At 68.6% G+C, this 22,419-nt stretch carries 19 protein-coding genes; 9 read left to right on the top strand and 10 right to left on the bottom strand.

Annotated elements, in window-relative coordinates; genetic code table 11:
- Positions 1–111: 111 nt before the first annotated feature.
- From LWW96_RS08445 to LWW96_RS08410, 8 genes are all read left to right on the top strand, one after another.
- Positions 112–411 (top strand): DnaJ domain-containing protein, encoded by a 300-nt coding sequence (locus tag LWW96_RS08445; RefSeq protein ID WP_291485906.1) that lies wholly within the window; start codon positions 112–114, stop codon positions 409–411.
- Complete coding sequence (locus tag LWW96_RS08440) at positions 408–983, top strand: hypothetical protein (protein ID WP_291485903.1); 576 nt, start codon at positions 408–410, stop codon at positions 981–983. The genes LWW96_RS08445 and LWW96_RS08440 overlap by 4 nt, the downstream gene beginning before the upstream one ends.
- 5 nt (positions 984–988) lie before the next feature.
- The gene (locus LWW96_RS08435) at positions 989–1,756 is read left to right on the top strand and encodes a hypothetical protein (protein ID WP_291485901.1); all 768 of its coding nucleotides are present in this window, start codon (positions 989–991) and stop codon (positions 1,754–1,756) included.
- A gap of 244 nt (positions 1,757–2,000) precedes the next feature.
- On the top strand, positions 2,001–3,293 hold the full coding sequence (locus tag LWW96_RS08430; RefSeq protein WP_291485900.1) for a hypothetical protein: 1,293 nt from the start codon (positions 2,001–2,003) through the stop codon (positions 3,291–3,293).
- 202 nt (positions 3,294–3,495) lie between these two features.
- A complete protein-coding gene (locus LWW96_RS08425) occupies positions 3,496–4,719 on the top strand; it encodes a GGDEF domain-containing protein (protein WP_291485898.1) in 1,224 nt (407 codons plus the stop codon).
- A 271-nt stretch (positions 4,720–4,990) separates the two neighbouring features.
- Entirely contained in the window at positions 4,991–6,100 is a 1,110-nt protein-coding gene (locus LWW96_RS08420) for an HlyD family efflux transporter periplasmic adaptor subunit (protein WP_291485896.1), read from the top strand.
- Positions 6,097–8,838: a ribosome-associated ATPase/putative transporter RbbA gene (rbbA, locus tag LWW96_RS08415; RefSeq protein WP_291485895.1), complete on the top strand. Its 2,742-nt coding sequence runs from the start codon at positions 6,097–6,099 to the stop codon at positions 8,836–8,838. Before LWW96_RS08420 ends, rbbA begins: the two co-directional genes overlap by 4 nt.
- A 1-nt stretch (position 8,839) precedes the next feature.
- Positions 8,840–9,973: an ABC transporter permease gene (locus LWW96_RS08410; RefSeq protein ID WP_291485894.1), complete on the top strand. Its 1,134-nt coding sequence runs from the start codon at positions 8,840–8,842 to the stop codon at positions 9,971–9,973.
- 418 nt (positions 9,974–10,391) lie between these two features.
- On the opposite strand, the gene LWW96_RS08405 is transcribed toward LWW96_RS08410, so the two are convergent.
- Entirely contained in the window at positions 10,392–11,660 is a 1,269-nt protein-coding gene (locus LWW96_RS08405; protein WP_291485893.1) for an amidohydrolase family protein, read from the bottom strand.
- A gap of 76 nt (positions 11,661–11,736) precedes the next feature.
- On the opposite strand from LWW96_RS08405, the gene LWW96_RS08400 reads away from it, so the two are divergent.
- On the top strand, positions 11,737–12,096 hold the full coding sequence (locus LWW96_RS08400) for a VOC family protein (RefSeq protein WP_291485892.1): 360 nt from the start codon (positions 11,737–11,739) through the stop codon (positions 12,094–12,096).
- Positions 12,097–12,130: 34 nt separating this feature from the next.
- Here the strand turns inward: LWW96_RS08400 and LWW96_RS08395 are convergent, their stop codons facing one another.
- The 9 genes from LWW96_RS08395 to LWW96_RS08355 form a co-directional block, all read right to left on the bottom strand.
- Complete coding sequence (locus tag LWW96_RS08395) at positions 12,131–13,054, bottom strand: ABC transporter permease (protein ID WP_291485890.1); 924 nt, start codon at positions 13,052–13,054, stop codon at positions 12,131–12,133.
- Between the two features lie 114 nt (positions 13,055–13,168).
- Entirely contained in the window at positions 13,169–14,230 is a 1,062-nt protein-coding gene (locus LWW96_RS08390; protein WP_291485888.1) for an ABC transporter permease, read from the bottom strand.
- Positions 14,231–14,348: 118 nt separating this feature from the next.
- Complete coding sequence (locus LWW96_RS08385; protein WP_291485887.1) at positions 14,349–15,896, bottom strand: ABC transporter ATP-binding protein; 1,548 nt, start codon at positions 15,894–15,896, stop codon at positions 14,349–14,351.
- A 362-nt stretch (positions 15,897–16,258) separates the two neighbouring features.
- Positions 16,259–17,170: a 5'-methylthioadenosine/S-adenosylhomocysteine nucleosidase gene (locus LWW96_RS08380; RefSeq protein ID WP_291486006.1), complete on the bottom strand. Its 912-nt coding sequence runs from the start codon at positions 17,168–17,170 to the stop codon at positions 16,259–16,261.
- Between the two features lie 174 nt (positions 17,171–17,344).
- Positions 17,345–18,355 carry a BMP family protein gene (locus tag LWW96_RS08375; RefSeq protein WP_291485885.1) on the bottom strand — a complete coding sequence of 337 codons (1,011 nt, stop codon included), beginning with the start codon at positions 18,353–18,355 and terminating at the stop codon, positions 17,345–17,347.
- A gap of 228 nt (positions 18,356–18,583) precedes the next feature.
- The gene (gene upp, locus LWW96_RS08370) at positions 18,584–19,213 is read right to left on the bottom strand and encodes a uracil phosphoribosyltransferase (protein WP_274113290.1); all 630 of its coding nucleotides are present in this window, start codon (positions 19,211–19,213) and stop codon (positions 18,584–18,586) included.
- A 78-nt stretch (positions 19,214–19,291) separates the two neighbouring features.
- Positions 19,292–20,266 (bottom strand): threo-3-hydroxy-L-aspartate ammonia-lyase, encoded by a 975-nt coding sequence (locus LWW96_RS08365; RefSeq protein ID WP_291485881.1) that lies wholly within the window; start codon positions 20,264–20,266, stop codon positions 19,292–19,294.
- A 274-nt stretch (positions 20,267–20,540) separates the two neighbouring features.
- The gene (locus tag LWW96_RS08360) at positions 20,541–21,383 is read right to left on the bottom strand and encodes an enoyl-CoA hydratase-related protein (RefSeq protein WP_291485879.1); all 843 of its coding nucleotides are present in this window, start codon (positions 21,381–21,383) and stop codon (positions 20,541–20,543) included.
- Between the two features lie 134 nt (positions 21,384–21,517).
- Complete coding sequence (locus LWW96_RS08355; RefSeq protein WP_291485877.1) at positions 21,518–22,333, bottom strand: hypothetical protein; 816 nt, start codon at positions 22,331–22,333, stop codon at positions 21,518–21,520.
- Positions 22,334–22,419: the final 86 nt, after the last annotated feature.

Genomic DNA, 22,419 nt, shown 5'->3' with positions numbered 1-22,419 from the left:
TTGGGGCGTCGTGCCCCATCTCCGCTGTCGGCGCCGATGCGCCGGCGGCCCGGAAGGCGGCTTCCCGGCCGCTGCGCCGGTGCTCCTCAACGACCTGTTCGCTATTCCCGCATGACGACTGCAGACCATTACGCCGCGCTGGGCGTGCCGGCCAACGCCACGCTGGCGGACATCAAGAAGGCGTTCCGGCAAAAGGCCGCCTTCTACCACCCCGACCGCAACGCGGCGGCCGATGCCGCGCAGCGCTTCCAGGCCGTGCAAAAGGCCTACGAGGTGCTGTCCCATGAGGAGGCCCGCCAGGCCTATGACGACAACCGCCGCCGCAACCTGCTGGACGACCCGCTGCAAACGGCCCAGGAGATCTGGCAGGCCTACAGCGCGCGCATTCTTTCCCATCCTTCTGCCCTGTGAAACTCTCTCCCTTTTTTTATGACCTGCGCTCGGCCTACCAGGCTGAGCTGGACGATCTGGTGTCCGACTCCGAGGGCAAAGACGTGCTGCGCAAGCGCCTGGCCGAAAAGCGTGCCGAAATGGGCTTTCTGGTGCAGATGATGGACCTGGCCCCCGAGATGGTGGCCGTGGCCTTCCACAAGGCCTTCCGCTTTGTGCAGGCCGACGCCATGGAGCGCCTGCTGGCCCAGGGCCGCGACGAGCTGCCCGACTGGCACAGCCTGGGCCACGCCGTGGCGCTGGAGCCCTGGGCGCAGAGCCTGGCCCAGACCGTGCTGCGCGAGCCCCAGGGCGCACGGTTTCTGGCGGTGGCCGCGGGCCTCGAATACCTGCAGCAGCACGCCCGCTTGGCCCCCGCCGCCGCCCTGCACGACGACGACGATGCTGAGGACGAAGGCGCAGACACGGCCGAGCACGATGACGACTACAACGCCTTGAGTGCCGACGATGCGGTGGAGCCGCAAAACAGCCGTACACGCGAAGAAGCCGGCGCCGAATGGCTGGCCGACGCAGGCTTTGACCGCAAGGAATGACGACCATGAGCAGCAGCAGCAACCAACACCTGGCCCTCATCACCAAGACCACCAGCCTGATCGCCGCCGGGGACATCGTGGGGGCCGAGGCGGCCCTGGCCGACCTGGCCGATGCCGAAGGCGACAACGCGCTGATGGTGGTGCTGGACCAACTGGCGCCCAAGGACATCCTGGCGGTGATGCGCGAGTACGACGACTCCAAGGCGTCGGTTGTGAACCTGCTCGTCACGCCCGAGCAATTCGCCCGCGCCATGGTGCTGGAGAAGCAGTACAAGGACCTCACCCACACCCACCTGCGCAACATGGTGAACGCCGTGGTCTTCCGCGACGGCGCCGATCCGGTGGAGTTCCTCACCGCCATCGGCGACCTGGAGGGCGGCGCCGAGGCCCTGGCCAACTACTTTGCCGAGAAGTGGAGCCGCATCGAGGCCTTCGCGCGCACCGGCACGTTTGACGCCACCGAGGACTACGGCCCCACGCTCAGCGACGACGAACTGCTGGCCTCGGGCTACGTGCAACCCCGCGTGGACCTGGACGAGGTGGCCGACGGCGACTGGATGCAGATGGCCTGGCTGCTGCGCTACGAGTGCCGCGACCTGTTCATCGAGATGCTGCTGGTGCTGCGGGCCAAGGCGCGGGCGTTCGAGCTGGGCGGTGGCGAAGAAGCCGAGGAAGCGGCCGAAGAGGACGACGGCAAAGTGGAGACCAGCGATACCGATCGCGGCAAGGCCACCCCGGCGGCGCGCACCTCTGACGAAGAGTCGGCGATCTAGAGAACAACCCCCTGAGTCGCTGCGCGCCTCGGTGCCGCCGCCAGAGGCTGCGGCTCTTCGGGCACGTCCAAGCCTGCGCAGGCAGGCCCGGAGCCGCGGCCCTCAGCCCCTTCTCTCGAATCACTGCGTGATTCGGGAAGGGGGACACCGCCCTCGCTGCGGGGCGGCCCTTGCTCGGCGGTCCTGGCCTGGGCTGCGCCAGTTGCAGGGACCGTGAGCAACACCTAGCGTGATGGATACCTACATGACCCTGCCCGATATGTCTCCCCCTGATGCCCAGCCGGTTGCAGCCGCGAATGCCCTGCAACTCCACGACGCGCGCCCGTTCTTCGAGAAGGCGCTGGTCTACGGCGTGCAGCACGGCATCCTGGGGGCGGAGCGGCTGGCGGCCATCCATGCCGATGCGCCCAAGGGCATGGTGCAGATTGCGCGGTACTTTGGCACCGAGTTCTTGCGGCCCGAGCTGGAGAAGGCGCGGGACCGCATGGTCAACCTCATCAGCCTGTACCTGCTGGAGACCACGGGCGGCGATCTGGCCCAGGCGGCCGTGTCGCTGCGCGACCACTCCTTGTTGTCGCGCTCCAAGGGCGGGTCGGACCTGCTGCGCCGGCTGATTGCCCTGCCCGAGAGCAGCAATTTCGGCATGGCCGGCTATGCCGATGCCGAGACGGCGCTGCTGGCCGCCTGGTCGCTGCGCAGCCATGCCGAATACCGCGCCGAGCTGGCCCGCCGCAGCCAGATTGCGCAGGCCATTGCCGCCGCCGAGTGGCTGGCCGAGCAGTACGACCTGGACACGGACGAGCTGGAGTCCGCCGGGGCCGATGCCGAAGCCGTGATCCGCACCGGCCTGTTGATGCAGGCCCTGGCCCCGCAAGCCGCAGCGGCGGGCGATTGGCCCAGTGCACCATCGTTTGAAAAGCTGGTGACGGGCTTGCGCAAGAAGAAAGTGCCCGTGCCCACGGCGCTGCGCCTGCCGCCCGGGCTGCCCCAGCCGCTGCACGATGCCGTGGCGGCGCACTGCAGCGCCGTGCTGGCCGACCTGCCCAAGCTGCTGCAGTCCAGCACGCCGCTGCGCAACCTGTTGCGGCCCATGGCGGCGTTTCGCGCACGCTATTTCTTGCTGGACGACCCGCTGGCCGAGGTGGAGGCCCTGCACCACAGCCTGGACGCGCTGGAGGAAGATGCCGAGCCGCCCCAGCCCGCCAGCAAGACCTGGACGAAGGCTGTCGAGGCCAATGACGATGAGCATTCGCTACTGACCCTGTTCCTCTGCCTGGCGGCCGGTGTGCCCAAGAAGACCTTGCTGACCGAAAAGGCCGCCGCCAGCCTGGTGCGCAAGGCGCGCAAGTCCGGCCTGCAGCCTGCGCTGGCAGCCGACTTCATCCGCGCCCACGCACCCGGCGTGCACCAGCAGGACTACTTGGCGTTGTGGGCGGGCTTTGTGCAGGACGCGGAAAAAACCTTGCTCAGCGACATGGACTACCAGATGCACGACGCCCTGGCGCTGCTGCGCCGGGAATGCAACGTGCAGGGGTGACCCGCGCCGCGGCGCTCCGCAACCCCGGGGCCGCCGCCGCGGCTTTTTCGCGGCGCGGGCGCAACAGCCGCCCCGTCGGCAGCCCATGGGCTGGGTTACCATCCTTGCCCACCTTGCCCACCTTGCCCACCTTGTCCCCGCCGCGCCCCTGATGTTCCGCGCGCGCCCTTGCTGAAGACCCTGCTTTTCCGGCGTACGCGTTGTGCACAGTCCCACCCTGATCATCCTTGCGGCGATGCTGTCGATGCTCATCACCGCGCTGCTGTTCGCGGTGTGGTACTTCAACCGCCACATTCCCGGCTTGCGCCTGTGGGTGCTGGCGTTTCTCAGCAGTTCGGTGTTCGGCACCTGCCTGCTGGTGCGCGACGGGTTGCCCGAACCCCTCTCGGTGGCTGTGGCGCAGATCAGCATCAGCCTGACCGGCTACCTGTGCTGGATGGGAAGCCGCGTCTACATGGGCCGCAAGCCCCTGCGGCACGGGTGGGCGGTGCTGGCCGTGGGGCTGCTGACGGCGGTCGCGCTGTACTTCACCGTGGTCCGGCCCCATACCGGGGCGCGGTTCGTGCTGGCGGGCCTGATGTCCGGCGTGTGCTTTGTGCTGACGGCGCGGACCCTGGCGCATGGCGGCTTCCACCGGGTGCCCGCGCGCTATCTGTTCTCCGCCATGGTGGGCGCCCACGGGCTGTTCGTGCTGCTGCGGCCCGTGGCCTTCGCCCTGGCCGTGCCGCGGGACGCGGGTGACGGGGCGCTGGTGGCGGCCCTGTCGCAGTTCGTGGTGCTGGAGTCCAACGCGGCGCTGGTGCTGATCGGCTTTGGCGCGCTGATGCTGACCAACGAGTTCATCACCAACGAACTGCGCCACTTGGCCGAAGTGGATCCGTTGACCAATGTGTTCAACCGGCGGGCCTTCCTGACCTTGCTGGACAAGGCCTTGAGCGGCGCCCAGCGGGCGCAGAGCGGGCTGGCGGTGCTGGTGCTGGACCTGGACCATTTCAAGCAGATCAACGACACCTGGGGGCACCAGGGCGGGGACGAGGCGCTGCGCCATTTCGTGCAGGTGGCGCAGCGCTGCCTGCGCAACGAAGACGTGATGGGCCGCCTGGGGGGCGAGGAGTTCAGCATCTTTCTGCCCAACGCCGACGGCACAGGGGGCGCCGCCGTGGCCGAGCGCCTGCGGGCCCTGCTGGAAGGCACCCCCGTGCCAGTGGGGGGCGGCGCCAGCGCGGCCTTGACGGTGAGCATCGGCGTGGCACCGGCCGGCCCGGCAGACGCACCGGACACCGTGCTGCAGCGGGCGGATGAGGCCATGTACCAGGCCAAGCAGCGGGGGCGCAACCGGGTGGAAGTGTTGCTCGCGCCCAGCTCCGCGCCACCGTCCGCTCCGGACTCCGCCGGGGCGCGCGCAGTGCCGTTGGTGATGGGTTGATTGCTATCGAAAGCATAGCTTCCAGCGCTTATCCATCAACCGCTGGCGGCCCATTTGGCCAAAATCCCCGGAACCGCAGCCGCTGACGGAGCTTGCCGCTCGTCCGCCTGCGCCCCCTCGCGCACGAACCTGCCCAGCCGCAAGAATGGGTTGACGCAAGTCAAGCGGGCGCGCCGTGCCGCTTGGGACAGCGCGGGCGCAAAGCTACCATGCCTGGGGTCCTCTGGAGCAGAGGTCTTCGGCCGCCGCTGGGGCCGACACAGGGAGCACCATGGGCATTCAAACTATCAGCAGCCGAGCCAAGATCATCGCCGTGGTGGCGGTGGTGCTGGCGGGCGCGGCGCTCGCGTGGCGCCTGGCGCCCTGGCGCGACGCGGGGCCGGGGCCGGGTTTTGTCAGCGGCAATGGCCGGATCGAGGCCACCGAGGTGGCCGTGGCCACCAAGCTGGCCGGGCGGGTGCAGGAGATCCTGGTGGGCGAGGGCGATTTCGTGCAGGCCGGCCAGCCCGTGGCCCGCATGCAGATCGACAGCCTGCAGGCCCAGCGCGCCGAGGCCGTGGCACGGCTGCAGCAGGCCCAGGTGGCCATCGACAGCGCCCGCGTGCAGGTGGCCCAGCGTGAGAGCGACCACCAGGCCGCGCTGGCCGTGGTGGCCCAGCGCGAGAGCGACCTGGATACCGCAGAGCGGCGCCTGCCGCGCTCGGAAAAGCTGGCGCGCGAGGGCTTCTTCTCCAGCCAGCTGCTGGACGACGACCGCGCCAAGGTGCACAGCCTGCAGGCGGCATTGACCGCCGCACGCTCGCAGGCCAAGGCCGCGCAGGCCGGCATTGGCGCCGCCCGCACCCAGGTGACCAGCGCCGAGGCCAACGTCCGCGCGCTGGAGGCCACGCTGGCGCGCATCGACGTGGAGCTGGCCGACAGCGAGCTCAAGGCACCGCGCGACGGGCGCGTGCAGTTCCGCGTGGTGCAGCCGGGCGAGGTGGTGGGCGCCGGGGCGCGCGTGCTGCAGCTGGCCGACCTGACCGATGTGTACATGACCTTCTTTTTGCCCGAGACCGTGGCGGGCCGCGTGGCGCTGGGCAGCGAGGTGCGCATCGTGCTGGACGCCGCGCCGGACTTCGTGATCCCCGCGGCCGTGTCGTTTGTGGCCAGCACCGCGCAGTTCACGCCCAAGACGGTCGAGACGGCCAGCGAGCGGCAAAAGCTCATGTTCCGCGTGCGGGCGCAGATTCCCAAGGAGCTGCTGCAGCGCCACCGCGAGCAGGTCAAGACCGGGCTGCCCGGCGTGGCCTGGCTGCGCGTGGATGCCAGCGTCCCTTGGCCGCCGCAACTGGCGGTGAAGGAAAGCCTGCGGACCGCAGCCCCCCAGGCCGCACAGTGAACCCACCGGTTGTCACCCTCGCGGGCGTGGGCCAGCGCTATGGCGCCACCGTGGCGCTGGCCGGCGTGGACCTGCAGGTGCCCGCCGCCTGCATGGTGGGCCTGATCGGGCCGGACGGCGTGGGCAAGTCCAGCCTGCTGGCGCTGGCGGCGGGGGCCCGGGCGGTGCAGCAGGGGCGCGTGATGGTGCTGGGCGGCGACATGGCCGACGGCCGCCACCGCGACGCGGTGTGCCCGCGCATTGCCTACATGCCCCAGGGCCTGGGCAAGAACCTGTACCCCACGCTGTCGGTGGAAGAAAACCTGCAGTTCTTCGGCCGCCTGTTCGGCCACGACGCGGCCGAGCGCCGGCGCCGCATTGACGACCTCACGCACAGTACCGGGCTGCACCCCTTTCTGGCGCGGCCCGCGGGCAAGCTCTCGGGCGGCATGAAGCAAAAGCTGGCCCTGTGCTGCGCGCTCATCCACGACCCGGACCTGCTCATCCTGGACGAGCCCACCACGGGCGTGGACCCGCTGGCGCGTGCCCAGTTCTGGGATCTGATCGCCCGCATCCGCGCCGGCCGCCCGGGCATGAGCGTGCTGGTGGCCACGGCCTACATGGAGGAAGCGCAACGCTTTGACTGGCTGGTGGCCATGGACGAAGGCCGCATCCTGGCCACGGGCACGCCCGCCGAGCTGATGCGGCGCACGGGCCACGCCAGCCTGGAGGCCGCCTTCGTGGCCCTGCTGCCCGAGGCCAAGCGGCGCGGCCACCAGCCGGTGGTCATCACGCCACTGCAGACGGACTCTGCCGCCGCGATCGCCATCGAGGCCCAGGGCCTGACCATGCAGTTTGGCGACTTCGTGGCGGTGGACCATGTGAGCTTTCGCATCCAGCGCGGCGAGATTTTTGGCTTTCTGGGCAGCAACGGTTGCGGCAAGTCCACCACCATGAAGATGCTGACCGGCCTGCTGCCCGCCACGGACGGCAAGGCCTGGCTGTTCGGCCAGCCGGTGGACCCCAAGGACATGGCCACGCGCCGTCGCGTGGGCTACATGTCGCAGGCGTTCTCGCTGTACAGCGAGCTGTCGGTGGAGCAGAACCTGGTGCTGCACGCCCGCCTGTTCCATGTGCCCGAGGCCGAGGTGCCCCGGCGCGTGCAGGCCATGCTGGAGCGCTTTGACCTGCAGGGCGCGCGCGGCACGCTGCCCCTGCAGCTGCCGCTGGGCATGCGCCAGCGCCTGTCGCTGGCCGTGGCCATGGTGCATGAGCCGGAGCTGTTGATCCTGGACGAGCCCACCTCGGGCGTGGACCCGATTGCGCGCGACAACTTCTGGCGGCTGATGGTGGAGCTGGCGCGGCGCGACAAGGTGACCATCTTCATCTCCACCCACTTCATGAACGAGGCCGAGCGCTGTGACCGCATCTCGCTCATGCACGCGGGCCGGGTGCTGGCCAGCGCGGCCCCGGCCGACATCGTGGCCCAGCGCGGTGCTGCCACGCTGGAAGAGGCCTTCATCGGCCACCTGGTGGATGCCGGCGGCGGCTCGGCGGGGCCGGCACCGGCAGAGCCCGCGCCGGCGGTGCCGGTGGACGCAGCCCGGGCGCGCCCGACCTGGGGGCTGCGCCTGCGCCAGAGCCTGGCGCGCATCCACAGCACCCAGTGGCGCGAGGCGCTGGAGCTGCGGCGCGACCCGGTGCGCGGCGCGCTGGCGCTGCTGGGCTCGCTGATCCTGATGTTCGTGATGGGCTACGGCATCAGCATGGATGTGGAGAAGCTGCGCTTTGCGGTGCTGGACCGCGACGATTCGGCGGCCAGCCGCGCCTACACGCTGAACCTGGCGGGCTCGCGCTACTTTGTGGAGCGCCCGCCCATCACCAGCTACGCGGAGCTGGACCAGCGCATGCGCTCGGGCGAACTCTCGCTGGCGCTGGAGATCCCGCCCGGCTTTGCGCGCGACCTGGAGCGCGGCCAGTCCGTGCAGATCGGCGCCTGGGTGGACGGCGCCATGCCCCAGCGCGCCGAGACGGCCATGGGCTACGCGCTGGGCATGCACCAGGACTGGCTGGCGCAGGCCCTCCAGAGCCGCACCGGCGTGGCGCCCCAAAGCCTGGTGGCGGTGGAAACCCGCTACCGCTACAACCCCGATGTGCGCAGCCTGCCGGCCATGGTGCCCGCCGTGATCCCGCTGCTGCTGCTCATGCTGCCCGCCATGCTCACGGCGCTGGCCGTGGTGCGCGAGAAGGAGCTGGGCTCCATCATCAACCTGTACGTCACGCCCACCACGCGCACCGAGTTCATGCTGGGCAAGCAGATGCCTTACGTGCTGCTGGCGCTGTTCAACTTCGTGCTCATGTGCCTGGCCGCCGTGACGGTGTTTGGCGTGCCCATGACGGGCAGCTTTGGCGCACTGGCGCTGGCGGCGCTGGTGTTCAGCCTGTGCTCCACGGGCATGGGGCTGCTGGCGTCCACCGTCACGCGCAGCCAGATTGCGGCCATGTTCTTTGCCATGGTGGGCACGCTCATCCCGGCCGTGCAGTTTGCAGGCCTGATCAACCCCGTCTCGGCCATGACGGGCTTTGCCCGCTGGGTGGGCGAGGTGTACCCGGCCAGCCACATGTTCACCATCAGCCGAGGCGTGTTCAACAAGGCACTCACGCTGCAAGACCTGCGGGGCGAGTTCTGGCCCATGCTGGTGGCGGCACCGGTGATCATTGGTGCGGCGATCTTGCTGCTGCGCAAGCAGGAGTCTTGACATGGCACTGCGTGGCCGGTGGGCCAACATTTTCAGGCTGGGTATCAAGGAGTTGTGGAGCCTGTGGCGCGACCCGGCCATGCTGTTCCTCATCGTCTACACCACCACGCTGGCGGTGTATTCCGCCGGCAAGGCACAGCCCGAGACGCTGTACCACGTGCCCATCGCCATCGTGGACGAGGACGGCTCGGCGCTGTCGCAGCGCATTGCCAGCGCCTTCTACCCGCCGCAGTTCACCCGCCCGGCCATGATCGGCCAGCGCGAGGTGGACCCGGGCCTGGACGCCGGCCGTTTCACGCTGGTGCTGCACATCCCTGCGCACTTTCAGCGCGACGTGCTGGCGGGCAGGGCGCCGCAGGCACAGCTCAACGTGGACGCGACGCGCATGGGGCAGGCTTTTACGGCCAACGGCGCGGTGCAGCAGATCGTGCAGCTGGAGGCGGCGGAATTCGTGCAGCGCGACCGCAGCGTGCCCACCCAGCCGGTGGAGCTGGCGGTGCGGGCGCGCTTTAACCCGGCGCTGACCCCGGCGTGGTTTGGCTCGCTCATGGAGCTGATCAACATCGTGACCATGCTGTCCATCATCCTGACCGGCGCCGCGCTGATCCGCGAGCGCGAGCACGGCACGGTGGAGCACCTGCTGGTCATGCCCGTCACGCCCGGCGAAATCATGCTGGCCAAGGTCTGGGCCATGGCCCTGGTGGTGCTGGCGGCCACGTGGGTGTCGCTCACCGTGGTGATCCGCGGCGCCATCGGCGTGCCCATCGAAGGCTCGGTGCCCTTGTTCCTGCTGGGCACCACGCTGCACCTGTTTGCCACCACGTCCATGGGCATCTTCATGGCCACGGTGGCGCGCAGCATGCCGCAGTTCGGGCTGCTGATGGTGCTGACCATGATGCCGCTGCAGATGCTGTCCGGTGGCGTGACCCCGCGCGAGAGCATGCCCCTGTGGGTGCAGTACGTGATGGCACTGGCGCCCACCACGCACTTCACTGAGCTGTCGCAGGCCATCCTGTACCGGGGCGCGGGGCTGTCGGTGGTGTGGCCGTCGCTGGTGTGGCTGCTGGGGATTGGCAGCGTGCTGTTCATGCTGGCGCTGGCGCGCTTTCGCAAGACCATCGCACGGATGGCGTGAGCTGGTTTGCTCTGTTTTTTATAGCTGCCCGCGCTTGTGCAGTAAGCGCTGGAGCCCAATTTTCCAATGATTCGTAGGTCGGGTTAGCGCAGCGTAACCCGACAAGCAGCTGGCGATGCGGAGGACGTCGGGTTACGCCCTGCGGGCTAACCCGACCTACGGGGCAGCGCTTTCTGCGGTCGGTGCAGATTCGTAGGCCGGGTTAGCGCAGCGTAACCCGACAAGCAGCTGGCGATGTGCAGGCGTCGGGTTACGCCCTGCGGGCTAACCCGACCTACGGGCCAGCGCTTTCTGCGGTCGGTGCAGATTCGTAGGTCGGGTTAGCGCAGCGTAACCCGACGTGTTGTACCGCGAAAGATGCCGGGTTACGCCCCTGCGGGCTAACCCGACTTACGGGGCTGTGGTTGGGTGCAGCCGGCTACAAAAAGCTCACACTCCCTGGCCGCCCGGGCAGGCGCAGCTCCGCCGTGGGCGCGGGCTGGCCGGCCACGCGCTGGCCGCGCCGCCACACGCCCAGGCGCGCCGCGCGCAGCCGGATGGCGTCCACCGGATTGCGGGCGTGCAGCAGCACAAAGTCGGCATGGCAGCCCGGGGCAATGCCGTAGCCTTCCAGCCCCAGCAGGCGCGCGGGGTTCGCCGTCACCGCGTCAAAGCACTGGCGCATGGCGGCTTGGCTGGTCATCTGGCCTACGTGCAGCCCCATGTGCGCGGCCTCCAGCATGTCTGCACTGCCGCCGCTGTACCAGGGGTCCAGCACGCAGTCGTGGCCAAACGCCACCGTCAGGCCCGCGGCCATCAGCTCGGGCACGCGGGTCATGCCGCGGCGCTTGGGGTAGGTGTCGTGGCGGCCTTGCAGCGTGATGTTGATGAGCGGGTTGGCCACCACGCCCAGGTCGGCCTCGCGCATCAGGGGGATGAGCTTGCTTACGTAGTAGTTGTCCATGCTGTGCATGGAGGTGAGGTGCGAGCCCGTCACGCGGCCGTGCAGGCCTAGGCGCTGGGTTTCGTATGCCAGGGTCTCGACATGGCGCGAGTGCGGGTCGTCGCTCTCGTCGCAGTGCATGTCCACGCGTTTGCCGCGTTCGGCGGCCAGCTCGCACAGGAGCTTCACGCTCTCGGTGCCGTCGGCGTACGTGCGCTCGAAGTGGGGAATGCCGCCCACCACGTCCACGCCCAGGTCCAGGGCGCGTTTCAGGTTGGCCAGCCCGCCCGGGCTGCGCAGCACGCCGTCTTGCGGAAAGGCCACCAGCTGCAGGTCCAGGTAGGGTGCGACGCGCTGCTTCACCTCCAGCAGTGCCTGCACGGGCAGCAGGCTGCCGTGGCTGGTGTCCACGTGGCTGCGCACCGCCAGCAGGCCCCGCGCCACGGCGATGTCGCAGTACTGCAGCGCGCGCTGCACGATGGCCTCGTGCGTCAGCGTGGGCTTGAGCTCGCCCCACAGCGCAATGCCTTCCAGCAGCGTGCCGCTCTCGTTCACGCGCGGCTGGCCGTAGCTCAGGGTCGAATCCATGTGGAAATGCGCGTCCACGAACGGCGGGCTCACCAGCAGGCCGTCCGCGTCCACCGTCTCGTGCGCAGGGGCCTGCAGGCCCTCGGTCACTTCGGTGATGCGGCCCGCTTGCACGGCGATGGACATGTTCTGGCGCCCGTCGGGCAGCGTGGCGTGGGTGATGAGCAGGTCGAGCATGGGGTGGGAGTGTAGAGAGTCGGCGGGCCGCGCGGGCGCGGCACACTACGCAGTCTTATGCAGAAAGGTTCAACCGATGAATGTGCACGAAAAGCTGAACTACGTGGAGTTTGCGGCGCGCGATCTGCCCGCCACCAAGGCGTTTTTTGAGAAAGCGTTTGCCTGGGCCTTTGTGGACTACGGCCCGGCATACACGGCATTCTCGGGCCAGGGGCTGGACGGTGGCTTCTTTCAGGCCAGCCTGTGTTCCACGCAGGCCGCGGGCGGCGCCTTGCTGGTGTTCTACAGCGCAGACCTCGAAGCCACCCTGGCCAAGGTGGAGCAGGCCGGTGGGTGCATCACGAAGCCGGTATTTGACTTTCCAGGCGGGCGGCGCTTTCACTTCACCGAGCCCAGTGGCAACGAGTTTGCGGTGTGGTCGGACCAGAAGGGGTGAGGCAATCGGGCGTGGCGGGTTCGTTCGCACCGCGTCACCGCTCCCCTTTGCGATAGGGCTTCATCAGCGCCTGCGGATACGCCGCCTTGCGCGCCACCAGCACCAGCGCCAGGATGGACAGCAGGTAGGGCAGCATCAAATACACCTGGTACGGCAGCCACGCGTCGCCCGCCTGCTGCAGGCGCAGCTGCAGCGCATCGAAAAAGGCGAAGAGCAGGGCGCCCAGCAGTGCCTTGCCCGGCCGCCATGAGGCAAACACCACCAGCGCCACGCAGATCCAGCCGCGGCCGTTGATCATGTTGAAGAAGAACGCGTTGAAGGCCGACAGCGTGAGGAACGACCCCGCCACGCCCATCACCGCCGACCCTGCCACGATGGCGCCCGTGCGCGTGGCCGCCACCGAGATGCCCTGGCCCTCCGCGGCCTGCGGGTTCTCGCCCACCATGCGCACGGCCAGGCCCAGCGGGGTTCGCATCAGCACCCAGGCCAAGAGCGGCACCAGCAGCAGCGCCAGCAGCGTGAGCGGCGTCTGTGCGGACAGGATGGGAATGCCCAGCCATTCCATGGGCGCAAAGGGCTCGATGGTGGGCGGCGTGTTCACCTTGGGGAAGCTCACGCGGTAGCCGTAATAGCTGAGCGCCGTGGCCAGCAGCGTGATGCCCAGCCCCGACACGTGCTGCGACAGCGCCAGGCCCACGGTGAGCCAAGCGTGCAATAGGCCAAAGGCAGCGCCCGTGAGCGCCGCCACCAGCACCCCCGTCCACAGCCCATGGCCGGCATACACCGTGAGCCAGCCGGTGAAGGCCCCGGCCACCATGATCCCTTCAATGCCCAGGTTGAGCACGCCTGCGCGCTCACACAGCAGCACCCCCAGCGTGCCCAGGATGAGCGGGGTGGCCACGCGCAGCGTGGCAATCCAGAACGCGGGGTTGGCGAGGATGTCGAGCAGTTCGGTCATGCGGCTGCTCCGTGGAGTTTTGCTTCTATTTCGATAGCTGCTAGCGCTTTATTCACTAGCGCTAAAGGCCGATTTGGCTTGAAATTATGGTGTGCACGGCTTGTCATGGCTGCCTCACTTCCAGCGCACGCGGTATTGGGTGAGCAGCCCGGCCACCAGCACCGCAATCAGCGATGTCGCCACGATCACATCCGCGATGTAGGTGGGCACGCCCACCGCACGGCTCATGCTGTCGGCCCCCACCAGCACGCCCGCCACAAAGGTGCCCGCCGCGATCACGCCCAGCGGGTGCAGCCCGGCCAGCATGGCGATCACGATGCCGCTGTAGCCGTAGCCGGGCGACATGTCGAGCGTCACATAGCTGGTGCGGCCCGCCACCTCAATGGCGCCGGCCAGCCCGGCCAGCCCGCCGGAGAGCAGGGCCACCAGCACCACCGTGCGGGTGATGGGCACGCCCGCAAAGGCCGCCGCCCGCGCATTGGCGCCGGCGGCGCGGATGTCAAAGCCCGGCACCGTGCGCGCCAGCAGCGCCCACAGCATCACCGCCAGCGACACGGCCCACAGCAGGCCCGTGTGCAGCCGCGTCTGCGGCACCAGCTTGGAGAGTTCCAGGTCGCCCTGCAGCGCCACACTCTGCGGCCAGCCCATGGAGAGCGGGTCTTTCATCGGCCCGTCGAGCAGGGCCGAAACGAGCAGCAGCATGATGAAGTTGAGCAGCAGCGTGGTGACCACCTCGTCCACCCCCAGCCGCGCCTTCATCAGCGCCGGGCCCAGCAGCAGCGCGGCGCCCGCCAGTGCGGCCGCCAGCATCATCAGCGGAAAGAGCACATACGGCGACCATTCCAGCCCCGTGCCCCCATGCATGCCGCCCACGGCCACGGCGGCCAGCGCCCCGGCGTAGAGCTGCCCCTCGGCCCCGATGTTGAACAGCCGCGCGCGGAAGGCCACGGCGGCCGCCAGCCCGGTCAGGATCAGCGGCGTGGCGCGGGTGAGGGTTTCGGTCAGCGCAAACACCGAGCCAAAGGCGCCTTGCAGCAGCAGTGCATAGGTCTGCCCCACGGGCGCGCCAGCCCACAGCACCAGCAGGGCGCTGATGAGCAACGTGAAGGCCACAGCCCCCACCGGCGCCAGCACGTAGGCGGCGGGGGAGGTGTGGTTGCGTTTTTCGAGTCTCATGAAGGATCGTTGTTGTTGTGTGGCTTCTCTAAATCCGTTCACGCTGAGCTTGTCGAAGCGCCGCGCAAGGCTTCGACACGCTCAGCCCGAACAGTTGGGGGAGACGGCGGTCCATGGCTCACTCATGAACAGCGCCCGCCATCGCCAGGCCGATGGCTTCGCGCGTCCAGTCTTCAGCGCGTCGCGCCTCGCTCAGTTGCCCGTCGTGCATCACTGCCACGCGGTCGCCCAGCGCCAGCACTTCGTCCAGGTCGTCGGAGATCAGCAGCACGGCGGCTCCAGCATCGCGTGCATTGATGAGCTGCTGCTGCACAAACATCACCGCGCCAATGTCCAGGCCCCAGGTGGGTTGGTGCGCGATGATGAGCTGCGGAGGTGCAGCGTGCGCGCCATCGGCATCCTGCGGCGGCATCAGCGCCCGCCCCAGGATGAGCTTTTGCATGTTGCCGCCCGACAGCGATCGCGCCGGCGCATCGGCCCCGCCGCCGCGCACGTCAAAGGTCTCGGCCACGCGCTGCGCATGCTGGCGGGCGGCGCGGCGCTTGACCCAGAAGGCGCGGAACCACGGGTGCGCAAACCAGGGGCCGCGCAGGCGCTCGGACACCGCGTTCTCCCACACAGGCAGGTCGCCCACCACGCCCACGGCGTGGCGGTCTTCGGGGATGCGGGCCACGCCCTGGCCCACCAGCCAGGCAGGGCGGGGCTGCAGGGGGGCGCCCCGCAACGTGACCTCACCCGCGGTGGCTGGGCGTGTGCCGCACAGCAGGTCGGCCAGCGCCACCTGGCCGTTGCCGCTGACGCCCGCGATCGCCACGATCTCGCCGGCGCGCAGGGTGAGGGAGACGTCGTGCAGCCGATCGCGCCCCGTGGGCGCGGTGCTCACGTGGCTGAGCGTGCAGACGGGCTCGCCCACGTTCTGCGCGGGGCGGCGCTCGGCGGCTTCGATGGCGTGGCCCACCATCCACTGCGCGAGCTGCCCTTGCGTGGCGCCCTGCGCGGGCGCCTCGGCCACCAGCTTGCCCTGGCGCAGCACGGCCACGCGGTGCGATACGCGCAGCACCTCGCCCAGCTTGTGGCTGATGAAGATGATGGACAGGCCCTGCGCCACCATCTGCGCCAGGGTGCCGAACAGCGCCTCGCTCTCCTGCGGGGTGAGCACGGCGGTGGGTTCGTCCAGGATGAGGATGCGGGCGCCCCGGTAGAGCGCTTTCAGGATTTCCACGCGCTGGCGCTCGCCCACCGACAGGCTGCCGACCTTCGCATCGGGGCTGACGGGCAGGCCGAACTGCTGCGACACGGCCAGCAGCCTGGCGCGTGCCTCGCCGCGGCGCGAGAAGGGCTGCCACAGCGGCTCGCTGCCCAGCAGCACGTTGTCCAGCACCGTCAGGTTGTCGGCCAGCGTGAAGTGCTGGTGCACCATGCCAATGCCCGCCGCCAGCGCCGCACGCGGCTGGCCGGGCGGCAGGGGCTGGCCGAAGACCTCGATGCTGCCTTCGTCGGCCACGTAGTGCCCGAACAGGATGGACATCAGCGTGGACTTGCCCGCGCCGTTCTCACCCAGCAGGGCCAGCACCTCGCCACGGGCCAGGGTCAGGCTGATGTGGTCGTTGGCGACGAGCTTGCCGAAGCGTTTGGTGATGCCCGACAGGCGCAGTACGTTGGACATATCAGCGGTCCATCAGCCGCGCACTGCCGACCATCGGCTGTCACTCCCTCTCCCCTCGCGGGAGAGGGCGGAGGAGAGGGGGCTCTGCACTAAGGTCAGGCACTGCGCTGGTTTCCACGCACCCCCTCTCCCCAACCTCTCCCCCGCGAGGGGGGAGGGGCTATGGGGGCGTAGCGCACTCCTCGCTGTCTGCAGTGGCCCAGCACTCCCTCTCCCCTCGCGGGAGAGGGTGGGGGAGAGGGGGCTCTGCACTAAGGTCAGGCACTGCGCTGGTTTCCACGCACCCCCTCTCCCCAACCCCTCCCCCGCGAGGGGGGAGGGGGTCGTTGCGCACGTCCAAGTCCGTTGCGGCGTCATCACGCTCATTTCCACGCGGCCAGGAACGCCCGCAGCACCTTGGCCGAATTGGCCGCAGCCAGCCCCATGAAGGTGCCCATTTCGTTCTCTCCCTCGCCGCCGCCCGCCAGGTCGCTCAGCGAGCGGAACGCGATGTACGGCACGCCGTTGCTGTGCGCCACCATGGCGGTGGCGGCGGTTTCCATGTCGAGCACGTTGGCCTCGAAGGTCTTGAACGCGTATTCGCGGAAGGCCTTGTTGTCCACAAAGGCCTGGCCCGACACGCCGTTGCCGCCCACCACCAGCTGCGGGCGCTGCTTCAGGCAGGTGGCGGCCAAGCAGTGCTCCAGGCCCACGTTCTGCAGGCTGCGGGCGGTGGCCAGCATCTTGGGGTCGGCCTCGAACCAGAATTTCTTGGTGAGCTGCGGCTGGGCGGCCGAGCGCACCTCCACCGGGCGCGGGTGCATCATGCCGAAGGCGGGCAGGGTCAGCTCGCTTTTCATCCACGCGGGGGCGCTGTACTGGCCGGGCTGGTCCTCGCGCGCCATCAGCCATTCCAGGTACTGGCCCCACTGGGCGGGCACCGTCACGTCCCCAATGTGCAGGCCGGGGTTCACGCCGCCCGCGATGCCGCTGAAGACCACGTGGCTGACATTGAAGCGGTCCAGCACCAGCTGCGTGTTCATGGCCGCGTTGGTCATGCTGATGCCCGAGAGGAAGACCACCACGGGCTTGCCCTCCAGCGTGCCGGTGGTGAACTCCACGCCGTTGATGTTGTGCCTGGCGGGCTGCTGAACCTGGGGCAGCAGCACGGTCAGCTCGGGCGCGAAGGCGGAGATGACGGCGATGCGGGGTGTGTCGTCCAGCCGCACGGCCGTCTTGCCAGGCGCGGTGGCGGCGCAGCCTGCGACCACGGCAGCCAGGGCCAGAGCGCCCATAAGACGTGAACAGCGGGTCGCCAGCGAGGCTTTTGCAGCGGTGAGTGAGGTCATGGGGGCCGTGTCAGCGGTTCATTCCGGTGGGCGTCCAGCAAACAGGCCACTGCGTTGAGGGGGTGGCCTGTTCACGCAATAGAAATGGCAAGCGGGCAGGGCGCCCGCCGCACGCTGTGCTTACTTGGCCGTGGACTTGGGCTGGCTGTCGTCCACCTTGACGGTGAACTTGCCGGCCAGGATGTCGGCTTCCTTGGCCTTGACCTTGGCCACGATGTCGGCCGGCACCTTCTTCTCGAACGTGCCCAGCGGCGCCAGTTCGGAGCCCTTGTGCTTCATCATCGAATACGGGCCGTAGTCCTCGGCGGTGAACTTGCCCTCCTTGACCAGCTTGAGCGCGCGGTCGATGCTGGGCTCCATGTGCCACAGGGCCGATGCCACCACGGTGTCGGGGTACTGCTCCTGCGTGTTGATCACGTTGCCGATGGCGAGCTTGCCTTTCTCCTTGGCGGCGTCGCTCACGCCAAAGCGCTCGGCGTAGAGCACGTCGGCGCCCTTGTCGATCATGGCGAAGGTGGCTTCCTTGGCCTTGGGCGGGTCGAACCAGCTGTTGATGAAGGTGATGGTGAACTCCACCTTGGGGTTCGTCTCCTTGGCGCCCGCCATGAAGGCGTGCATCAGGCGGTTGACCTCGGGGATGGGGAAGCCGCCCACCATGCCGATCTTGTTCGTCTTGGTCATGCCGCCCGCGACCATGCCGCTCAGGTAGGCGGGCTCCTGGATGTAGTTGTCAAACACGCTGAAGTTGGGCGCCTGCGGCTTGCCCGACGAGCCGAGCAGGAAGGAAGTCTTGGGGAAATCCTTGGCCACCTTGCGGGCCGCGGCTTCCACGGCAAAGGCCTCGCCCAGGATCAGCTGGTTGCCGCCGGTGGCGTACTCGCGCATCACGCGTTCGTAGTCGGCATTGCTCACGTTTTCGCTGGCCTTGTATTCGATCTCGCCGCGCGCTTCGGCGGCCTTGAGGGCCTTGTGGATGCGGCTGACCCACTGCTGCTCGAACGGCACCGTGTACACCGCCGCCACCTTGAGCTTGGACTGCGCCGACGCCAGCGAGGGGGCCAGCCCCAGTGCGGCAGAAAGGGCCATGGAGGTGCAGAGCAAGCGTCCGGTGAAGATGCGGCGGGTGGTCATGGTGGGGGTCCTTCGGTCAAGCAAACAAAAACGGAAAAATGATTTGCACGTTCAAGCAAGGAGTGCGCCAGGGTGCGGGCAGAACGGGGTGGTGCCCTGGCAGGCCAGTCTGCCAGAGGAAAGCCACCAAGTGGTAAAAAAGTGGCGCCCACAAGGTCCGGGCAAGAAAAAGCCACCTCAGGCGGCAGGCCGCCGGGGTGGCTGTCAGGGGCGCTGGAGCGCATGCGCCTATTTGGTGCCAAAGATCCGATCGCCCGCGTCGCCCAGGCCCGGCAGGATGTAGCCGTGGTCGTTCAGCTCGCGGTCGATAGCGGCGGTGAAGATGGGCACGTCGGGGTGCGCCTTTTGCAGCGTGGCGATGCCCTCGGGCGCGGCCAGCAGGCAGACGAACTTGATGGAGCGGGGGTTGAGCTTTTTCAGCCGGTCCACGCAGGCGGCGGCCGAGTTGCCGGTGGCGAGCATGGGGTCCACCACGATGATGTCGCGCTCGTCCATCTCGGAAGGCATCTTGAAGTAATACTCCACCGGCTGCAGCGTGGCCGGGTCGCGGTACAGGCCGATGTGGCCCACGCGGGCGCCGGGCACCACGTTGAGCATGCCGTCCAGGAAGCCGTTGCCCGCCCGCAGGATGGAGACCAGCACCAGCTTCTTGCCATCGATCATCTTGCCGGTCATGGTCTCCAGCGGGGTTTCGATCTGCACGTCCTGCAGCGGCATGTCGCGCGTGACTTCATAGGCCATCAGCGTGGACAGCTCGCCCAACAGGCGGCGAAAGCTGTTGGTGCTGGCGTCCTTTTTGCGCATCAGCGTGAGCTTGTGCTGGACGAGGGGGTGGGTGATGACGGTGACGTTGCTCATGGGGGGGCCTGGAAATGCAGGCACAGCGCGCGAGGGGAAGGCTCGGGCTGCACCAGACGGTAAAACTTTGAATGGGGGCTAGTCTGCCAGAAAGCGCGCGTAGCGCGACAGGTCTACGTTGCCGCCGCTGATCATGATGCCCACGCGGGCGCCGCGCACGTCCACGGTGCCGTGCCGGGCGCCGGCAAACGCCAATGCGCCGGTGGGCTCGACCACGATCTTCATGCGCTCGGCAAAGAAGCGCAGCGCCTCGACCAGCGCTTCATCGGTGGCGGTGACCATGTCGTCGGCCAGGCGCTGGATGATGGGAAACGTGAGGTCGCCCAGCGCCTGCGTTTGCGCGCCGTCGGCAATGGTGTGCGGCGTGGGAATGCGCACCACATGGCCGGCGCGCACCGACTGCTGCCCGTCGTTACCCGCGGCGGGCTCCACGCCCACCACGCGGCATTGGGGCGCGCGCGCCTCGGCGGCCAGCAGGCTGCCGGCCAGCAGGCCGCCGCCGCCCACGCAGACGAAGAGGTAGTCGAGGTCGGGAACGTCTTCAAAGAACTCCAGGGCCGAGGTGCCCTGGCCCGCGATGACGTGCGGGTGGTCAAACGGCGGCACCAGCGTCATGCCGCGCTCCAGTGCCAGGCGGCGGCTGATGGCCTCGCGGTCTTCGGTGTAGCGGTTGTAAGTGACCACCTGGGCGCCGTACTCGCGCGTGGCGGCCATCTTGGAGGCGGGAGCGTCCTCGGGCATGACGATCAGGGCGGGCATGTCCAGCAGCCGCGCCGACAGGGCAATGGCCTGCGCATGGTTGCCGGCCGAAAACGCCAGCACGCCGCGTTCGCGCTGCTCGTCGGTGAACTGGGCCAGCGCATTGAAGGCGCCGCGGAATTTGAAGGCGCCGGTGCGCTGCAGGTTCTCGCACTTGAAGAACAGCTGCGCGCCCAGCATTTCGTCGGCACTGGTGGATCGCAGCACGGGCGTGCGGTGCGCCATGCCGTGCAGGCGATGGGCGGCGGCGGCCACATCGTCGAAGGTGGGCGGGGTGAGGCTGGGCAGGGTCATGGCGGCGTCCTCTGGAATGGCTGAAGCGGAGCGGCGGTGTGCCCCGGTGCGCCACATGATAGCCCGCCAGCATGCCTTTTTGAGCAAAAAGGGCCGCCAGCGCTTACGGAGAAAGCGCGGGCAGCTATGAATTTTGATGGTGAGGGGGTCTCCAAGGGCTCGGGGCTTCCTCTGCGCCCCGGCTTCGACAGGCTCAGCCCGAACGGGCGGCGGGGGGGCGGGGCGTGTGGCCTCGGCAGGCGCCCCGCCTGAACGGCCCGGGGTCCCTCGCGTGTCAGCCCAGGTCGCTGAACCGCTGCAGCGCGGGCAGGTCGGGGAAGTCGCCTGCGCGCTTTTGCTTCATGGCCGTGACGGATTCCATCACGTGCCGGTTGCTCCAGATGGCGCCTTGCAGCCAGCCCATCTGGCGCAGGCTGTCTTCCACGCTGTGGTCGCGGGCGTAGTTCACGGCCTGCTTGGTGCCCCAGATGGCCACGGGCGGCTTGGATGCGATCTCTTTGGCGCACTGCAGCGCGGCGGCGACGCAGGCTTCCTGCGTGTCGAACACCGCGTTGACCAGGCCGTGCTCCCGGGCCTTGTCCGCGCCCAGGCGCCGGCCGGTGTAGGCCAGCTCCTTGACCACGCCCAGAGGGATGAGCTTGGGCAGGCGCTGCAGCGTGCCCACGTCGGCCACCATGCCGATGTTGATCTCCTGGATGCAGAAGAAGGCATCCGCCGTGGCGTAGCGCACGCAGGCGGTGGTCACCAGGTCCACCGCGCCGCCAATGCAGCCGCCGTGGATGGCCATGATGACGGGAATGCGCAGGCTTTCAACGCGGGTGAAGGTGGCCTGCATGTCGGTCAGCAGGTCGAAGATGGCGGCGCGGCCTTCGGGGCTGCGGTCGTCCAGCGTGATGGCACCGCCAAAGGTCTCCAGCGCCATGCCCGCGCTGAAATGCTTGCCCGTGCTGCTCACCACCAGCGCGCGGGCAGCGCCCGTGGTGTTCAGGTGGGCCAGCACCTGGTCCAGCTCGCGCCAGAACGTGGGGTGCATGGTGTTCATGGCCTCGGGCTTGTTCAGCACCAGATGGGCCACGTGGTCGGTGATGCTGAGGGAAAAGCAGGTGAGAGAGTTCATGGCCGCCACTGTAGACGGGCCTGCCCGGGCCACGTCGTCGCCTGGGTGACTTGGGGTGTTTTTGGCCTGTAGCGCTTGTCTGGCAAGCGCTGGAAGCTATAAAAATGAGAGTACGTTGCGGCCTGGGCGGGTGCTCAGTCGCCTCCGCCGCCGCCGCAGCCGCCGCCATCTCCCCCTCCATCACCGCCGCCGTCGCTGCCCCCGTCGGCACTTTCGGCGCCGCCAAAGTCGCCGGCGTCACCGCCGTAGCTGGCGTCGGAAAAGCTGGTGCCGCAGTAGGTGTCGCCGCCGCTGCCGCCCGCGTCGCTCTTGCGGGCGATGTCGGTGCAGTCCGGCACGTAGGTGAAGCCGCCGGGGATGGCGAACTTGCCGTCCAGCGCAAACAGCAGCGGCAGGCGGCTGGGGGCGCGCGGATCGATGGATTCCTCCTTGCACGTCCAGTACCAGCAGCGGCGCAGCCCGTCGTTGTGGCGGCTGCGCGCGCCCAGGGTTTCGGCCGGCGTGTGGTGCAGGAAGAAGCCCAGCGCCTGCTCGCACCAGCTTTGATAGGCCTGGGTGTGCAGGATGAATTCGTGCCACAGCGCGTCCACCGCCCGCGAGGGCATGGCGACAAAAGCCTTGTTGCTGCGCAGGCAGGCCAGGAAGAACTGCCGCAGGCCGCGCTCCACCAGGTCGCAGTCGCGCGGGCTCAGGTGGGGGTACGTTTCGCGCAGCTTGCGCTGCAGAAAGCGGGGCAGGGGCGCCTCGCGGATGAAGCGCTGGCGCACTGCGCTGGTCCACTGGGTCGTGAGGGCCACCCCGATGACCGTGGCGATGAAATAAAACGCCCACACGCCCCGCACGCGCCAGGCGCCAGCCAGTGCGCCGCAGAGGGCGATGGTCCATGCAGCAATCGCCAGCAGCATCGCTTGGCTGCCCACGCGCAGCATGGCGCGCTGGAGTCCTGTCATCGCGGTTCCCTCCTTGTCTTTTTTTGTTGTGCTGTGCAGGGTCTGCCCTGTGATTGCAGGGCAGGCACGTGACAGATGGGTGACAG

The sequence above is a fragment of the Acidovorax sp. genome (assembly GCF_021287135.1).
Classification (GTDB): domain Bacteria; phylum Pseudomonadota; class Gammaproteobacteria; order Burkholderiales; family Burkholderiaceae_C; genus Acidovorax.
The sequence above is the reverse complement of the archived record's forward strand: the minus strand, read 5'-3'. Positions and strand labels throughout refer to the sequence as shown.

Bases quoted from the DNA above. Each gene is read 5' to 3' on its own strand.
- LWW96_RS08445 (WP_291485906.1), top strand. From the start codon at position 112: ATGACGACTGCAGACCATTACGCCGCGCTGGGCGTGCCGGCCAACGCC.
- LWW96_RS08435 (WP_291485901.1), top strand. From the start codon at position 989: ATGAGCAGCAGCAGCAACCAACACCTGGCCCTCATCACCAAGACCACC.
- LWW96_RS08430 (WP_291485900.1), top strand. From the start codon at position 2,001: ATGACCCTGCCCGATATGTCTCCCCCTGATGCCCAGCCGGTTGCAGCC.
- LWW96_RS08420 (WP_291485896.1), top strand. From the start codon at position 4,991: ATGGGCATTCAAACTATCAGCAGCCGAGCCAAGATCATCGCCGTGGTG.
- LWW96_RS08410 (WP_291485894.1), top strand. From the start codon at position 8,840: ATGGCACTGCGTGGCCGGTGGGCCAACATTTTCAGGCTGGGTATCAAG.
- LWW96_RS08405 (WP_291485893.1), bottom strand. From the start codon at position 11,660: ATGCTCGACCTGCTCATCACCCACGCCACGCTGCCCGACGGGCGCCAG.
- LWW96_RS08400 (WP_291485892.1), top strand. From the start codon at position 11,737: ATGAATGTGCACGAAAAGCTGAACTACGTGGAGTTTGCGGCGCGCGAT.
- LWW96_RS08395 (WP_291485890.1), bottom strand. From the start codon at position 13,054: ATGACCGAACTGCTCGACATCCTCGCCAACCCCGCGTTCTGGATTGCC.
- LWW96_RS08390 (WP_291485888.1), bottom strand. From the start codon at position 14,230: ATGAGACTCGAAAAACGCAACCACACCTCCCCCGCCGCCTACGTGCTG.
- LWW96_RS08385 (WP_291485887.1), bottom strand. From the start codon at position 15,896: ATGTCCAACGTACTGCGCCTGTCGGGCATCACCAAACGCTTCGGCAAG.
- LWW96_RS08380 (WP_291486006.1), bottom strand. From the start codon at position 17,170: ATGGGCGCTCTGGCCCTGGCTGCCGTGGTCGCAGGCTGCGCCGCCACC.
- LWW96_RS08375 (WP_291485885.1), bottom strand. From the start codon at position 18,355: ATGACCACCCGCCGCATCTTCACCGGACGCTTGCTCTGCACCTCCATG.
- upp (WP_274113290.1), bottom strand. From the start codon at position 19,213: ATGAGCAACGTCACCGTCATCACCCACCCCCTCGTCCAGCACAAGCTC.
- LWW96_RS08365 (WP_291485881.1), bottom strand. From the start codon at position 20,266: ATGACCCTGCCCAGCCTCACCCCGCCCACCTTCGACGATGTGGCCGCC.
- LWW96_RS08360 (WP_291485879.1), bottom strand. From the start codon at position 21,383: ATGAACTCTCTCACCTGCTTTTCCCTCAGCATCACCGACCACGTGGCC.
- LWW96_RS08355 (WP_291485877.1), bottom strand. From the start codon at position 22,333: ATGACAGGACTCCAGCGCGCCATGCTGCGCGTGGGCAGCCAAGCGATG.